Consider the following 13,695-nt stretch of genomic DNA (forward strand, 5'->3'; position numbering starts at 1 on the left):
TCAGGCGGCGTTTTCGATCGCCGCCCGTGCCTGCGTGGCGATCGCCTTGCGACTGCCCGCCGCGGCGGGATCGAACGGCGCGAGCAGGTGGAGCGTCACCGGAAAGCGTCCCCGTCGCCGCAGCACCCGCAGCGCATGCGCCCCGCCGGGCTCGTCGCCGACCCAGGCGAGTTCGGGCGTCGCCGTGCCGTAATCGACCCGGATCGGCTGGACGCGGACGCCCGGCGGCGGCGGGTCGAGCGCGGCGAGCAGCGCCGCCTTGAACGGCAGCAGGGTGACGCCGTCCCCTGTGGTGCCTTCGGGAAAGACGGTCACCGGCCCGCCGGCGCCGATGGCGGTGCGGAGCTGCGCGATCTGCGCGGCCACCTGTAACCGGTCGTCGCGGCTGACGAAGAGGGTGCGGTTGAGCGTGCACAGCCAGCCGACCAGCGGCACGCCGCGCAATTCGCCCTTGGCGACGAAGGCGCTGCCGGTGGCGCCGGCGATCGCGAGGATATCGATCCAGCTGAGATGGTTGCTGAGGAACACGACATCGCGGGCGAGCGGCGTGCCGACGACGCGCACTTGCGCGCCGACGATCCGCGCGACCAGCCCGAGGAACCGCCGCGGCCAGGGCGAAGGCCGGCGGACCGCCCGCCAGGCGCCGTGCAGCGCGAGGCCGCCGAGGAGGGCGATGACGAGCGCGAGCAGGCGGCCGGCGAGGCGCAGGTTGGCGATCATCGCGACAAGGAGGGGGGCGGTATCACAACCACTTCATCACCCCGGATTTGTTCGAGATCTTTGCGGCAGCCGCCCAAGTGCTCCTGCGAAAGCAGGAGTCCAGGAGTCCCGAACACCATAAGGCGTTGTTCTGCTTGGCTCTGGGCTCCTGCTTTCGCAGGAGCACTGTGGTGATTCGTGGGGGATGCGGACTTTCCGGCAGGGCTTCAACGCGTCCGGGGTGACGGAGCTTTCGAGATGATCGATCGAATCTATACCCGCCGCCAGATGCGACTGGCATGGAGGAAATCGGCGGTCGTCCCATCGGTCACGAGACGGCGGTCGCGGTCACGCCTTGCGGTCGAGGCTGACGCCGTACAATTCCATGCGGTGGTCGACGAGGCGGAAGCCGAGCTTCTCGGCGATCGCCTTCTGGAGCTGTTCCAGCTCGGGATCGACGAACTCGATGACCTTGCCGGTCTCGACGTCGATCAGATGATCGTGATGCGCCTCGGGCGAGGGCTCGTAGCGGGCGCGACCGTCGCCGAAATCGTGACGGTCGAGGATACCCGCCTCCTCGAACAGCCGCACCGTGCGGTAGACGGTGGCGATCGAAATCCCCGGATCGATCGCCGAGGCACGTTCATAGACCTTCTCCACGTCGGGATGGTCTTCGGCTTCGGACAGGACGCGCGCGATGACGCGGCGCTGTTCGGTGATACGCAGGCCCTTCTGGTTGCAAAGGGCTTCGAGATCGATCTTGCGGGGCATGTCCCCTATGTAGTGCAGGTGGCTTGTTGCGAAAAGCGAAACCGACTCGCAAAAAGCAGATGGTCAGATCGCGCGGCGATAGGTGTGCGCGTCGAACGCCTGGCCGGTCTTGCCGCGATAGTAATTGCGCCGCTCGCCGACCTTGGCGAAGCCCTGTTCGGTATACAGGCGGACGGCGTCATTGCCTTCGCGCACCTCGAGATGCAGGTCGGCGATGCCGGTCGCCTGCGCCTCGGCGATGACGCCACGCAGCAGCGCGCGGGCGATGCCGCGACGGCGCCAGACGGGATCGACCGCGAGCAACAGCAGCTCGGCTTCGTCGGCGACGCTGCGCACCATCGCGAAACCGGCGGGGGCTTCGTCGACATAAGCGAGCGTCAGCCGGACGCCGGGCATCGCCAGCACGCCGAGACACTGGTTGCGCGTCCACGCCTCGCCGAACCGCGGCTCGAACGCGGCGGCCATCAGCGCATCGACCGTGGCGACGTCGCGGGCGTCGCCGGTACGCAGCATCACCTGACGCGTCGCCATCATGCGGGCACCTTTCCGCCCGGCAATTTGGCGTCGGGGGCCCGGCCGTAGACCGGGCGCGGCGGCAGCGTCGCGAGCGCCTGCGGCAGCAGCAACGCGTCGGATGCGTCGGGCAGCGCGGGCCGGCCGGCGAGCTCCGGCGCGACCTGCTGCAGCCAGCGCACGCCGTTGCCGACGGGATAACGATCGCCGAGCGCGGCGATCGCCGCGTCGGGCTTGCGCGAGGCGAGATCGTCGAGCGGTACGGGGCCGGCGGCGAAGGACTGGACGAACACCTCGCCATGGCCGCCCTCCAGCATCACCGCTATTTCGCCGGTGCGGCCGGCGGCGAAGTCGGCGGCGGCGATCAGCGACAGGCTGGAATAGCCGGCGACGCTCGCGTCCCAGCCGAGCGCGAGTCCGCGGGCGGCGGCGATGCCGACGCGCAGGCCGGTGAAGCTGCCCGGGCCGACGTCGACGAGGATATGCGCGGCGCGGCCACCGTCGGGCAGGTCGGCGATCATCGGCAGCAACTGCTCGGCATGGCCGCGGCCGACCTCGCGATGCTGCGCGGCGATGACGCGGCCGTCCTCGATCAGCGCGACCGAACAGGCGGCGGTGGCGGTGTCGATGACGAGGATGCGGGAAGGGGCGTCGGTCATGTTTGGACTGCTTTGCGACACGCGGGCGCGGGGGACAAGCGGTGTGGCGTCACTACTTTCACGCAAGATAGGCGTGTCCGTGCCTTGTCCGCTCGTCACCCTGGACTCGTTCCGGGGCCCACTTTGCGGCGAGGGAAGTGGCTCGAACGGAAACGTACGCCTGCCGACGGGTGGACCCCGGAACCAGTCCGGGGTGACGGAGAGAGTAAGGCGACGGCTCGCCTTCACTCCGCCGTGTTACGCGATCGTGTTGAACCGTTCGAAGCCCGGCCGGGGCAGGCGGTCGTGGACGCTTGCCGGATCGCCATAGCCGAGCGTGGAGATGAAGTTGGTCCGCACCCCCGGCCGGTCGGCGAAGAACGCCTTGTCGACCGCGCCCTGGTCGAAGCCCGACATCGGCCCGGTATCCAGTCCGAGCGCGCGTGCGGCGATGATGAAATAGGCCCCCTGCAACGTCGAGTTGCGGACCGCCGAGGCGGTGCGCAGCTCGGTATTGCCGTCGAACCACGCCTTGGCGTCGACGTGGGGGAACAGCTCGGGCAGGTGTTCGTGGAACTCGACGTCCATCGCGATGACGACGCTGACCGGGGCTTTCAGGATCTTCGCCTGATTGGTGTCCGACGCGCAGGCGGCGAGCTTCGCCTTGGCATCGTCGCTGACGCACCAGACGAGTCGTGCGGGCAATTGGTTGGCGCTGGTCGGGCCCCATTTCATCAGCTCCCAGATCGCATGGAGCTGATCCTCAGTCACCGGCCGGTCGGTATAACCGTTGTAGCTGCGCGCGGTGCGGAAGATGCGGTCGAGCGCGGTATCGGACAGGGGCTCGGACATCAGACGGCTCTCACCTCGGTGACTTCGGGGACGTAATATTTGAGGAGCTGCTCGATGCCGCTCTTCAGCGTCGCGCTGGACGAGGGACAGCCGGCGCAGGCGCCCTGCATGCGGAGGAACACCTTGCCCTTGTCGAAGCCGCGATAGACGATGTCGCCGCCGTCGTTCGCCACCGCGGGACGGACGCGCGTGTCGATCAGCTCGCGGATCTGCGCGACGATGTCGGCATCGGCGGGGTCGTCGGTCAGTACCTCTTCGTCGGCGGGGACGCTGAACCCGGCGCTACCCTGACGGAACAGCGGCATGTTGGCGGCGAAATGGTCGAGCAGGATGGCCAGCACGTCGGGCTTGAGGCTGTGCCATTCGACGCCGGGCGCGGCGGTGACCGACACGAAGTCGCGGCCGAAGAACACGCCGGTGACGTCGCCCAGCGCGAACAGCATCTCGGCGAGCGGGCTCGCCTCGGCCTCCTCGGGGGTGGCGAAGTCGCGCGTGCCGGCATCCATGACGGCGCGGCCGGGCAGGAACTTGAGCGTCGCCGGGTTGGGCGTGGTTTCGGTCTCGATCAGCATGAGCGTCATGTGGACCGTGGGGGGCGGGGGATCAAGCGTAACGGCGGAAAGGGATTGTTTCCGCGTCCGCTGAATTCCTCCCCTGCAAGGGGGAGGGCGGTTAAGCCTCGAGTTGCTTGACCGCGGCGTTCCAGCTTTTGATGTTCGCGCGCGCCTCCTGGACGAACGGCGATCTCCGCACCACGCCGAGGAAGAGGTCGGCGATCCATTTGCCCGGATTGCGCAGCGGGCGTTCGAACTGGACGAGCAGCACTACGCGCGTCCCCGCGCTGTCGTTCCACACCTCGTGGTCGTAGGTGTCGTCGAAGATTAGGGTCTCGCCCTCCGCCCAGCGGACGATGCGGTCGGCGACGCGCATCCGCACGTCGCCGTCGCGCGGCACGAACAGGCCGAGGTGGCAGGTGATCAGCCCCTTGGTGACGCCGCGATGCGCGGGGATATGCGTGCCGGGCGCGAGGATCGAGAAGAAGGCGCTGTTGAGCCCGGGGATGCGCGCGACCAGCGCCTGCGTCGCCGGGCAGCGCGCCAGATTGTCCTCGATCGGATAGCCATAGCCCCACAGGAAGAAGGAGCGCCATTTGTCGACCTCGGCGATGGACCGGTGATCGGGCGAGATCGTCGCGAGGCTCGGCGCCGGCTGTCCCTGCAGCGCCACCGCCGCGGCCTCGTCGCGGATCGTCTGCCACTGGTCGCGCAGCAGCGCGGTCCAGCCGAACTGGCGCACGTCGAGCACCGGATCGTTGGCGACCAGCGACGAGGCGGCGATCATCCGGTCGAAGAGGCCGCGCAGCCGCTTGCCGATGCGGATGATCAGCGGCCGGCCGGGCTCGGCGGCGAGCGGCGCGGGCGGGGTGGGCACGGCCTTGCCCGAGTTCCGCCACATTGCGGGGGCCGCTTCGTTCATACCGGTCGTCATTACAGATACCATCATCGAGTCGCGTCGGGCCCGTCGTTGCCCGGCTGCCCCAAGACCGTCGGGCTACGCCCCGGCTGGGGCGAAATGATGACCGAAACGAGGAGGATACGGTCGCGCTGGCGGGGCCGCGCCGCAATCGCTAGAGAGGGGGACTATGGCGTTTTTCACCCGCGCGTTCGCGCCCGTACTCGTCCTCGCCCTCGCATCGGCGACGCTCGCCCAGGTCAGGGCTCCCGCCCGGCCCGCATCCGCCACCGCTGCCGCCCCGGACGCCGGGGTCAAGGTCGATCCGACGCCGTGGCTCTACAAGGGCAGCGACCTCGCGCACGATCCCGCCTGGGTGTTCGGTACGCTGCCCAACGGCCTGCGCTATGCGGTGCGCAAGAACGGCGTGCCGCCGGGGCAGGTGTCGATCCGCGTCCGCATCGATGCGGGTTCGCTGTACGAGAAGGACAGCGAGCGCGGTTATGCGCATTTCATCGAGCATCTCTCGTTCCGCGGCTCGGAATATGTCCCCGACGGCGAGGCGAAGCGGGTGTGGCAGCGGTTCGGCGCGACCTTCGGTTCTGACAGCAACGCCTCGACCACGCCGACGCAGACGCTCTACAAGCTCGATCTGCCCTCGGCGACCGACCAGACCGTCGACGAGAGCCTCAAGATCCTGTCGGGGATGATGGCGGCGCCGGCGCTGACCGATGCCGCGGTGTCGGCGGAGCGGCCGATCGTGCTCGCCGAGCGGCGCGAACAGCCCGGTCCGCAGGTCAAGCTGCAGGACGCGATGAACCGGCTGTTCTTCGCCGGCCAGCCGCTCGCCGAACGCTCGCCGATCGGCACGGTCGAGACGCTCGACGCGGCGAACGGCGCGAGCATCAAGGCGTTCCACGACCGCTGGTATCGCCCCGAACGCGCGGTCGTCATCATCTCGGGCGACATGGACCCGGCGACGCTGGGCCAGATGGTGACGCGCCATTTCGCCGGCTGGAAGGGTAACGGCCCCAACCCTGCCGATCCCGATTTCGGCAAGCCCGATCCGAAGCAGCCGACCTCGGCGACGCTGGTCGAACCCGGCCTGCCGCCGCTGGTGATGATGGGGGTGATGCGCCCCTGGCAGTACAATGACGATACCAAGATCTTCAACCAGAAGCGGATGGTCGACACGATCGCCGCGAAGGTGATCAGCCGGCGGCTCGAGCGGCGCGCGCGCGCCGGTGCGAGCTTCGTGCAGGCGGGGGTCGATCTCGACGACCGGTCGCGCTCGGCCAACATGACCTCGGTGCTGATCCTGCCGGTCGGCGACCAATGGGAACAGGCGCTGAAGGACGTGCGGGCGGTGATCGCCGACGCGCAGAACAGCGCGCCGACGCAGGCCGAGATCGATCGCGAATATGCCGATTACGAGGTCGCGATCCGCAACAGCGTCGAGACCGCGCGGGTCGAGGCGAGCGCCAAACAGGCCGACGACATGGCCGGCGCGCTCGATATCCGCGAGACGGTGACCGCGCCCGAGAACAGCTATGCGATCCTGACCGAAGCGAAGCAGAAGGGGATGTTCAACCCCGCCGCGGTGCTCGCCTCGTCAAAGAAACTGTTCCAGGGCGACGCCACGCGGGCGCTGGTCAACACGCGCACCGCGGAGAAGGGGACGGCGGAGAAGCTCGCCGCCGCGCTCAAGGCGGACGTGTCGACGCTGACGATCAAGCGCGCCAGCCAGGCGGCGGTCGACTTCACCAAATTGCCTGCGTTGGGCGCAGCCGGCACGGTCGCGTCGCGCGAGCCGCTCGTCGGGCTGCCCGCGGAAAAGGTGGTGTTCGCCAATGGCGTGCGCATGCTGGTGTTCGCCAACCCCGACGATACCGGCCGCGTCTTCGTGCGGGTGCGGTTCGGCCGCGGCTATAATTCGCTGCCCGCCAACCGGCCGAGCCCGGCGTGGGCGGGCGATCTCGCGCTGATGGAAAGCGGCATCGGCAATCTGGGGCAGGACGATCTCGACCAGCTCACCGCGGGGCGGCAGCTCGGCCTCGATTTCGGCATCGACGAGGACACCTTCTCGATCGCCGCGCTGAGCAGCCCCAAGGATTATGCCGACGAACTGACGCTGATCGCCGCCAAGCTGGCGCATCCGCGCTGGGACCCGGCGCCGGTGGCACGCGCCAAATCGGCGGCGCTGACCGCGATTCCCGGTTATGATTCGTCGGCGGACGGCGTGCTGTCGCGCGATCTGGAAGGGCTGCTGCATGCCGGCGATCCGCGCTGGGCGACGCCCGACGCCAAGGCGGTCGACGCGCTGACGCCCAAGGCGTTCGAGGCGTTCTGGGCGCCGCTGCTCGCCAGCGGTCCGATCGAGGTCGACGTGTTCGGCGACGTCAAGTCGGACGAGGCGATCGCCGCGGTGGCCAAGAGCCTCGGCGCGATCCCCGCGCGCACCCAGCCGACGACGGCGGCGCCGCCGGTGCGCTTCCCCGCGCATGTCGCGACGCCGGTGCTGCGCTACCACAAGGGCCCCGACAATCAGGCGAGCGCGGTGATCGCCTGGCCGACCGGCGCCGGCGTCGCCGACATCGCCGAGGCGCGCCGTCTCGACGTGCTGGCGCAGGTGTTCAGCGACCGATTGTTCGAGCGGATGCGGCAGGCGGCGGGGGCGAGCTACAGCCCCGGCGTCGCGAGCAACTGGCCCAAGGGGCTGCCCGGCGGCGGCCGCCTGATGGCGGTGAGCCAGGTCGCGCCGGCGAACGTCGATCTGTTCTTCCGCCTGTCGCGCGAGATCGCCGCCGATCTCGCCAAGACGCCGATCGGCGCCGACGAGCTGGCCCGGGTGAAGGGGCCGTTGCAGCAGGTCTATGCGCGCGCGGCGACGAGCAGCCTGTTCTGGCTGCGCGAGCTGTCGGGCGGGGCCTATGACGATCGCCGGCTGGAGGCGACGCGTCGCATCGGCCGCGACTTCGGCGACGTGACGCCCGAGGTGTTGCAGGCGACCGCGGCGAAATATCTGGTGCCGGCGAAAGACTGGACGCTGGCGGTGCTGCCGCGAAAGGGGAAGTGACGGAAATCCTTCCCCGCAAGGGCAGGGCTATCGCATATGGACGCTCGCGCAAGCCTGTCGTCTTCCAAGCCCACCTCGGCACCCCGGACTTGTTCCGGGGTCCACCCTGCGGCGAGTAGAAAGGCCTGTTTCGACACCGTTCTCTCGCGGCCCGGTGGACCCCGGAACAAGTCCGGGGTGACGAATCTGATAAAGAAACCGATCGAACTTCGCTGCCGCCGGCTCCGCCCGCAGTAAGGTTATTCAAGCTGGCGGAGGGGAGGACAGGGCGGGAGCCCGCGAGGTCACCTCACCCCCGGTACAGCGCGTCCAGCCGGTCGCCATATTCCTTGCGGATCACGTGGCGGCGGATCTTGAGGCTGGGCGTCAGTTGCTCGTTCTCGATCGTGAACGGCGCGTCGGCCAGCACGAAGCGGCGGATGCGTTCGGTGACCGACAGATCCTTGTTCACCCGCTCCACCGCATGGCCGATCGCGGTGCGGTATTCGCTGTTTTCCGCCAGTCGCTCGAACTTGCAGAGCGTCCCGTTGGCCGCGCACCATTCCTGCGTCCATTCGGGGTCCGGGACGATCAGCGCGACCATATAGGGGCGCCGGTCGCCGGCGATCATCGCCTGCACGATCTCGGGTTGCAGCGTCAGCATCCCCTCGACCTTTTGCGGCGCGACATTGTCGCCCTTGTCGTTGATGATGAGGTCCTTCTTGCGATCGGTGATCGCAATCCGGCCGGCGGCGTCGATCTCGCCGATGTCGCCGGTGTGCAGCCAGCCGCCCTTGAGCACGCGCGCCGTCTCGGCCTCGTTGCGCCAATAGCCGTGCATCACCAGCTCGCCGCGCACCAGGATTTCGCCGTCCTCGGCGATGCGCACCTCGGTGTCGATCAGCGGCGGGCCGACCGAATCCATGCGGATGCCCGCGCTCGGCCGATTGCACGAGATCACCGGCGCCGCCTCGGTCTGGCCATAGCCTTGCAGGAAGGTGACACCGAGCGACTGGAAGAACAGCCCGATCTCCGGGTTGAGCGGCGCGCCGCCCGACACCATCGCCTTCATCCGTCCGCCGAACTTCTTGGCGATTTTCGGCTTGAACAGCGTGCGGACCAGCAGTTGCGCTGGCCGGTCGGCGAGGCGCAGCGTGCCCGCATTCGCCTTCGCACCGACGTCGAGCGCCTTCGCCAGCAGATAGGCGGACATGCCGCCCTGTTTCTCGATCGCCTTGCTGATCCGCGTGCGCAGCACCTCGAACAGGCGCGGCACGACGAACATGATCGTCGGGCGCACTTCCTCGATATTGGCGGCGAGCTTGTCGAGCCCCTCGGCATAATAGATCTGGCCGCCGAGCGAGATCGGCAGATGCTGGCCGCCGGTATGTTCATAGGCGTGGCTGAGCGGCAGGAACGACAGGAAAACCTCGTCGCCCGCGCCGAAATCCTCTTCGATGACCGTCGCGCAGCCGTTGCAATTGTGCAGGATCGCGCCGTGATGCTGCATCACCCCGCGCGGCGCGCCGCCGGTGCCGCTGGTGTAGATGATGCAGGCGAGGTCGTCGCGCTGGAAGGTCGCCTCCGCCGCGGCCACCGTTGGCTCGGTCGGATGGTCGGCGATCAGCGCGTGCCAGTCGTGGAAGTCGACGCCGGCCGAGGGCGCGCGCATCGGATCGATGCCGATGACGATCTGGCCCTGGTTGGAGCGCAGCACCGCGGTGAGCACCGTGCGCGCGAGCTTGTCGGTGGACACGATGATGCCGCATGCGCCCGAATCGGCGATGATATGGGCATGGTCGCGCTCAGTATTGGTGACATAGGCCGGCACGGTGATGCAGCCCGCCGCCATGATCGCGAGATCGCTGATGCACCATTCCGGCCGGTTCTCGCTGACCAGCATCACCCGGTCGCCCGGCTTCATGCCGATCGCCTTGAGACCCGCGGCGAGGCTCGCGACCTGGCGTGCCGCCTCCGCCCAGCTCGTCGCGACCCATTGGCCGTCGCGTTTCGCCCAGAGGAAGGGAGCGTCGCCACGGTCCTTCGCCCGAGCGAAGAACATCGTGACGAGATTGGGGAAACGCTCGAGGGCCATGATCTCTCCTGTCGCGGCCGGGCTCGCCGCCCGCCGTCGTCCTTTATTCCGAAGGGCGGTTGGCGACCGGCGCCATGCGGGTCGGGTCGCTGACGCTGCCGTCCTCGCCGATCGCGACGCCCTCGCTGCGCGGATCGGCGGCGCCGACCCAGCGGCCCTGCTTCCATTCGATCGCATTCGCCTTGAGCCCGAGCGGCGCGACCTGCGTGCGTTCGCCCAGCGCGGCGAGCGCGGGTTGCAGCGCGGCGGCGCCGGTGCCGGTCTCCAGCGTCGCGACCGGGCCGGGGGCGTAGACAAGGCCGAGCGCGATCGCCTCCTGCGCCGACAAATTCCAGTCGAGCACGCCGATCAGCGCCTTGGCGATCTGCGCGATGATCGTCGATCCGCCCGCCGCGCCGACCGCCAGACGGACCTTGCCGCTGGCATCGTAGACGATCGTCGGTGCCATCGAGCTGCGCGGTCGCTTGCCGCCCTCGACGCGGTTGGCGACGAGATAGCCTGAATCGACGGGGACGATGTCGAAGTCGGTCAGCTCGTTGTTGAGCACGGTGCCGTCGACGACCAGCCCCGAGCCGAACGGCCCCTCGACCGTCGTCGTCACCTCGACGACGTTGCCGGCGCGATCGGCGACGGCGAGGTCGGTGGTGCCGGCGACCTCGCTGACCGGCGCGGGGGTGCGCACCGGCGCGCCCGGCGGCGTGCCGGCGGCGACGCGCGCCATTGTCCGGTCGGTCGCGATCAGCGCTGAGCGCTTCGCGATATAGGCGGGGTCGAGCAGGCCCTTGACCGGGACGCGGACGTAATCGGGATCGCCGACGTAGAGGTTGCGGTCGGCATAAGCGAGACGCGAGCTTTCGGCGAACAGATGCCAGGCGACGGGCGAGTCCTTGCCCAGTTTCGCCATGTCGAATCGTTCGAGCTGTTTGAGGATCATCAGCACGGTGATGCCGCCCGACGACGGCGGCCCCATCCCGCAGATCCGGTAGGTCCGATAGGGGACGCACAATTCGGGGCGCGGCTTGGCGTCGTAGGTCGCCAGATCGCCGGTCGTCATCTTCGACGGGTTGCGCGCGGCGCCGTTGACCGTCGTGACCAGCTTCGCCGCCTGCGGGCCGACGTAGAAACTGTCCGGACCCTGCCGCGCGATCCGGTCGAGCAGCGCCGCCTGTGCCAGGTTGCGCAGGATGCCGTCGGCGCCGACGGTGAATATCGCGCGCGCTTCGGGCGTGAGATGGTCGCCGTAGGATTCGTCCGAATGGCGGAAGCGCGGGCTGACGCGGAAGCCGTCGCGCGCCAGCCGGATCGCCGGTTCGAACAAGCGCGCCCAGGGCAGTTTGCCCGACTGACGGTGCGCCAGCGCCATGCCGCGCAGCGCGCCCGGCACGCCGACGCTGCGCCCGCCCGGCACTGCGTCGTCGTGGCTCAGCGGCCTGCCGGCGGCGTCGTAGAACCAGCGCGGCGTCGCGGCGGCGGGGGCGGCCTCGCGCGCGTCGATCGTCGTCACCTTGCCGGTCTTGGCGGCGTGGCTGACCCAGAAGCTGCCGCCACCGATGCCGGAGCTCTGCGGCTCGACGACGTTGAGCGCGAGCATCGTCGCGATCGCGGCGTCGGTGGCGCTGCCGCCCGCCTTGAGGATCTCGACCCCCGCCGCCGCGGCGCGCGGATCGGCGGCGCTGACCATTCCGGGCGCCTGACGGCCGGGGGCCTGGGGCGGCGGAGCCTTAGCCAGCGCCGGGGCACTGACGGCGGCAAGGGCGAGCGCGAGTCCGATCTTCATCGCCGCAAAGCCTAACGGCTGGCCCGCCGAGGGCAAGCCGTTACGCCGCGGCCGCCGCGGCGATATCCGCGAAACCGTCGCGGACGAGGCAGGCGTCGAGCTCGGCGAGGATATGGCGGGCGAGTCCCGGTCCTTCGTAGACCAGCGCCGAGTAGAGCTGGACGAGGCGTGCGCCGGCGCGGATGCGCGCATAGGCTTCCGCGCCGCTGTCGATTCCGCCCGCGGCGATCAGCGCGATGCCGCCGCCGGTGGCGCTGCGCAGGTCGGCCAGCCGCTGCCGGGCAAGCGTCGCGAGCGGCGCGCCCGACAGGCCGCCGGCCTCGCCCGCTTGTGGCGACCGTAGCGGCGGGCGCGAGATCGTCGTGTTGCCCATGATGATCGCGTCGAGCCCGTGGCCGATCGCGGCGCGGGCGATGCCGTCGATCGCTGCGGCGTCGAGATCGGGGGCGATCTTCAGGAACAGCGGCGTCGTGCCGCGCGCCGCGGTGCAGGCGGCGAGCAGCTCGTCGAGTGCCGCGCCGTGCTGGAGGTCGCGCAGGCCGGGGGTGTTGGGCGAGGAGATGTTGATCGTGACGTAATCGGCGAGCGGCGCGGCGGCGGAGACGCCGGCGACGTAATCGGCGACGCGGTCGGTCGCGTCCTTGTTGGCGCCGACGTTGATGCCGAGCCGGCCGGAACCGCGCCGGGCGGCGCGCGCGCGGGCAAGGCCGCCCTCGAGCCCGCCGTTGTTGAAGCCCATGCGGTTGATGACCGCGCGGTCGGCGACGAGGCGGAACAGGCGCGGCTTCGGGTTGCCCGATTGGGGCAGGGGGGTGAGCGTACCGATCTCGACTGCGCCGAAGCCGAGGCCGAACAGCCCCTCGATCGCCACCCCGTCCTTGTCGAGCCCCGCCGCCACGCCGAGCGGGTTGGCGAAGGCGAGGTCGCCGATACGGGTGGCGAGGCGCGGATTCGGCTTGGCGGCGGCGGGAGCGGGCAGTTTGGCGCGCACCGCCAGCGCCTTAAGCGTCAGCGCATGGGCACGCTCGGCATCGAGCGCGAAGAGCAGCGGGCGAAGGGCGTAGGACATGGGGTGGCCCATCGCATCCCCGACCCCGACGCTTCAAGTCCTGCCTCGCGCTTCCCCCTTCGTCATCCCGGCGAACGCCGGGACCCATGGTTGCGGTGGAGTCGCGGTGACGCGCTATCATCCGCGTCGCGCGTCCATGGGTCCCGGCTTCCGCCGGGATGACGAAGAGGAAGGGGGCGTCGGCCCGCGTCCTCCATCACCCATGACAACGCCACTCACACTGATCGCCCATCCCCGCTTGACCGCAGCGCACAAAACCCTATCTCGCAATCGGATCGAATTGATCCGATTTGCGAAACGCTCGCAACAACTGACCGGAGCCGATGCGACTTTCCAGCCTTGCCGATTATGCGGTCGTGATGATGTCCGCCGCCGCGCGTCATTGCGGCGGTGCGGCGCGGCTCAACGCGACGCTGCTCGCCGAGGAGACCGGCGTGCCGCTGCCGACCGCGCAGAAGCTGGTCAGCCGCTTGTCGAGCGCCGGCCTGATCGAGAGTGCGCGTGGCACCGGCGGCGGTTTCCGCCTCGCGCGGCCCGCTGCGGCGATCAGTCTCGCCGATATTGTCGAGGCGGTCGAGGGGCCGATCCAGATGACCTCCTGCGTCGAGGGCAGCCGCCACGAATGCGGTCTGGAGGGCAATTGCCTCGTCCGGCCGCATTGGGGGATCGTCAACGAGGCGGTCCGCGGCGCGCTCGCCGGCGTCTCGCTCGCCCGGCTTTCGCGCGCTCCCATCCACGATCCCATTCCCGCTCCGCTGAGCGAACAGGTGTAAC

The 13,695-nt window shown here is 69.4% G+C and carries 12 protein-coding genes; 2 read left to right on the forward strand and 10 right to left on the reverse strand.

What is annotated here, in order from left to right; translation table 11 throughout:
• From AC07UH_RS11385 to AC07UH_RS11415, 7 genes are all read right to left on the reverse strand, one after another.
• Nucleotides 1-720 carry a lysophospholipid acyltransferase family protein gene (locus AC07UH_RS11385; RefSeq protein ID WP_495180539.1) on the reverse strand — a complete coding sequence of 240 codons (720 nt, stop codon included), beginning with the start codon at nucleotides 718-720 and terminating at the stop codon, nucleotides 1-3.
• A gap of 327 nt (nucleotides 721-1,047) precedes the next feature.
• A complete protein-coding gene (locus AC07UH_RS11390) occupies nucleotides 1,048-1,470 on the reverse strand; it encodes a Fur family transcriptional regulator (RefSeq protein ID WP_038661510.1) in 423 nt (140 codons plus the stop codon).
• Between the two features lie 63 nt (nucleotides 1,471-1,533).
• Complete coding sequence (locus AC07UH_RS11395; protein ID WP_038661507.1) at nucleotides 1,534-2,001, reverse strand: GNAT family N-acetyltransferase; 468 nt, start codon at nucleotides 1,999-2,001, stop codon at nucleotides 1,534-1,536.
• A complete protein-coding gene (gene tsaB / locus AC07UH_RS11400; protein ID WP_495180540.1) occupies nucleotides 2,001-2,642 on the reverse strand; it encodes a tRNA (adenosine(37)-N6)-threonylcarbamoyltransferase complex dimerization subunit type 1 TsaB in 642 nt (213 codons plus the stop codon). The genes AC07UH_RS11395 and tsaB overlap by 1 nt, the downstream gene beginning before the upstream one ends.
• Nucleotides 2,643-2,879: 237 nt before the next feature.
• On the reverse strand, nucleotides 2,880-3,473 hold the full coding sequence (locus AC07UH_RS11405; protein WP_495180541.1) for a malonic semialdehyde reductase: 594 nt from the start codon (nucleotides 3,471-3,473) through the stop codon (nucleotides 2,880-2,882).
• Nucleotides 3,473-4,045, reverse strand: coding sequence for a NifU family protein (locus AC07UH_RS11410; RefSeq protein WP_495180768.1), 573 nt, complete (start codon nucleotides 4,043-4,045; stop codon nucleotides 3,473-3,475). Before AC07UH_RS11410 ends, AC07UH_RS11405 begins: the two co-directional genes overlap by 1 nt.
• A 100-nt stretch (nucleotides 4,046-4,145) precedes the next feature.
• Nucleotides 4,146-4,961, reverse strand: coding sequence for an aspartyl/asparaginyl beta-hydroxylase domain-containing protein (locus tag AC07UH_RS11415; RefSeq protein ID WP_495180542.1), 816 nt, complete (start codon nucleotides 4,959-4,961; stop codon nucleotides 4,146-4,148).
• 154 nt (nucleotides 4,962-5,115) lie between these two features.
• On the opposite strand from AC07UH_RS11415, the gene AC07UH_RS11420 reads away from it, so the two are divergent.
• On the forward strand, nucleotides 5,116-8,001 hold the full coding sequence (locus tag AC07UH_RS11420) for a M16 family metallopeptidase (RefSeq protein ID WP_495180543.1): 2,886 nt from the start codon (nucleotides 5,116-5,118) through the stop codon (nucleotides 7,999-8,001).
• Nucleotides 8,002-8,290: 289 nt separating this feature from the next.
• Here AC07UH_RS11420 and AC07UH_RS11425 read toward each other — a convergent pair whose 3' ends face one another.
• Genes AC07UH_RS11425 through AC07UH_RS11435 form a run of 3 tightly spaced genes read right to left on the reverse strand, consistent with a single transcriptional unit; the run spans nucleotide 8,291 to nucleotide 12,921 of the window.
• Nucleotides 8,291-10,078 carry an AMP-dependent synthetase/ligase gene (locus AC07UH_RS11425; RefSeq protein WP_495180769.1) on the reverse strand — a complete coding sequence of 596 codons (1,788 nt, stop codon included), beginning with the start codon at nucleotides 10,076-10,078 and terminating at the stop codon, nucleotides 8,291-8,293.
• A 40-nt stretch (nucleotides 10,079-10,118) separates the two neighbouring features.
• Nucleotides 10,119-11,852, reverse strand: coding sequence for a gamma-glutamyltransferase (gene ggt, locus AC07UH_RS11430; protein ID WP_495180544.1), 1,734 nt, complete (start codon nucleotides 11,850-11,852; stop codon nucleotides 10,119-10,121).
• A gap of 40 nt (nucleotides 11,853-11,892) precedes the next feature.
• Nucleotides 11,893-12,921 carry a quinone-dependent dihydroorotate dehydrogenase gene (locus AC07UH_RS11435; RefSeq protein WP_495180545.1) on the reverse strand — a complete coding sequence of 343 codons (1,029 nt, stop codon included), beginning with the start codon at nucleotides 12,919-12,921 and terminating at the stop codon, nucleotides 11,893-11,895.
• 323 nt (nucleotides 12,922-13,244) lie between these two features.
• On the opposite strand from AC07UH_RS11435, the gene AC07UH_RS11440 reads away from it, so the two are divergent.
• Nucleotides 13,245-13,694 (forward strand): SUF system Fe-S cluster assembly regulator, encoded by a 450-nt coding sequence (locus AC07UH_RS11440; RefSeq protein ID WP_052075566.1) that lies wholly within the window; start codon nucleotides 13,245-13,247, stop codon nucleotides 13,692-13,694.
• Nucleotide 13,695: the final 1 nt, after the last annotated feature.

Source organism: Sphingomonas sp. GW821-FHT04B01 (genome assembly GCF_059420425.1).

What these genes read in the sequence shown, in the direction of transcription:
- AC07UH_RS11385 (WP_495180539.1), bottom strand. Translation starts at nt 720, where the DNA reads ATGATCGCCAACCTGCGCCTCGCCGGCCGCCTGCTCGCGCTCGTCATC.
- AC07UH_RS11390 (WP_038661510.1), bottom strand. Translation starts at nt 1,470, where the DNA reads ATGCCCCGCAAGATCGATCTCGAAGCCCTTTGCAACCAGAAGGGCCTG.
- AC07UH_RS11395 (WP_038661507.1), bottom strand. Translation starts at nt 2,001, where the DNA reads ATGGCGACGCGTCAGGTGATGCTGCGTACCGGCGACGCCCGCGACGTC.
- tsaB (WP_495180540.1), bottom strand. Translation starts at nt 2,642, where the DNA reads ATGACCGACGCCCCTTCCCGCATCCTCGTCATCGACACCGCCACCGCC.
- AC07UH_RS11405 (WP_495180541.1), bottom strand. Translation starts at nt 3,473, where the DNA reads ATGTCCGAGCCCCTGTCCGATACCGCGCTCGACCGCATCTTCCGCACC.
- AC07UH_RS11410 (WP_495180768.1), bottom strand. Translation starts at nt 4,045, where the DNA reads ATGCTGATCGAGACCGAAACCACGCCCAACCCGGCGACGCTCAAGTTC.
- AC07UH_RS11415 (WP_495180542.1), bottom strand. Translation starts at nt 4,961, where the DNA reads ATGACGACCGGTATGAACGAAGCGGCCCCCGCAATGTGGCGGAACTCG.
- AC07UH_RS11420 (WP_495180543.1), top strand. Translation starts at nt 5,116, where the DNA reads ATGGCGTTTTTCACCCGCGCGTTCGCGCCCGTACTCGTCCTCGCCCTC.
- ggt (WP_495180544.1), bottom strand. Translation starts at nt 11,852, where the DNA reads ATGAAGATCGGACTCGCGCTCGCCCTTGCCGCCGTCAGTGCCCCGGCG.
- AC07UH_RS11435 (WP_495180545.1), bottom strand. Translation starts at nt 12,921, where the DNA reads ATGTCCTACGCCCTTCGCCCGCTGCTCTTCGCGCTCGATGCCGAGCGT.
- AC07UH_RS11440 (WP_052075566.1), top strand. Translation starts at nt 13,245, where the DNA reads ATGCGACTTTCCAGCCTTGCCGATTATGCGGTCGTGATGATGTCCGCC.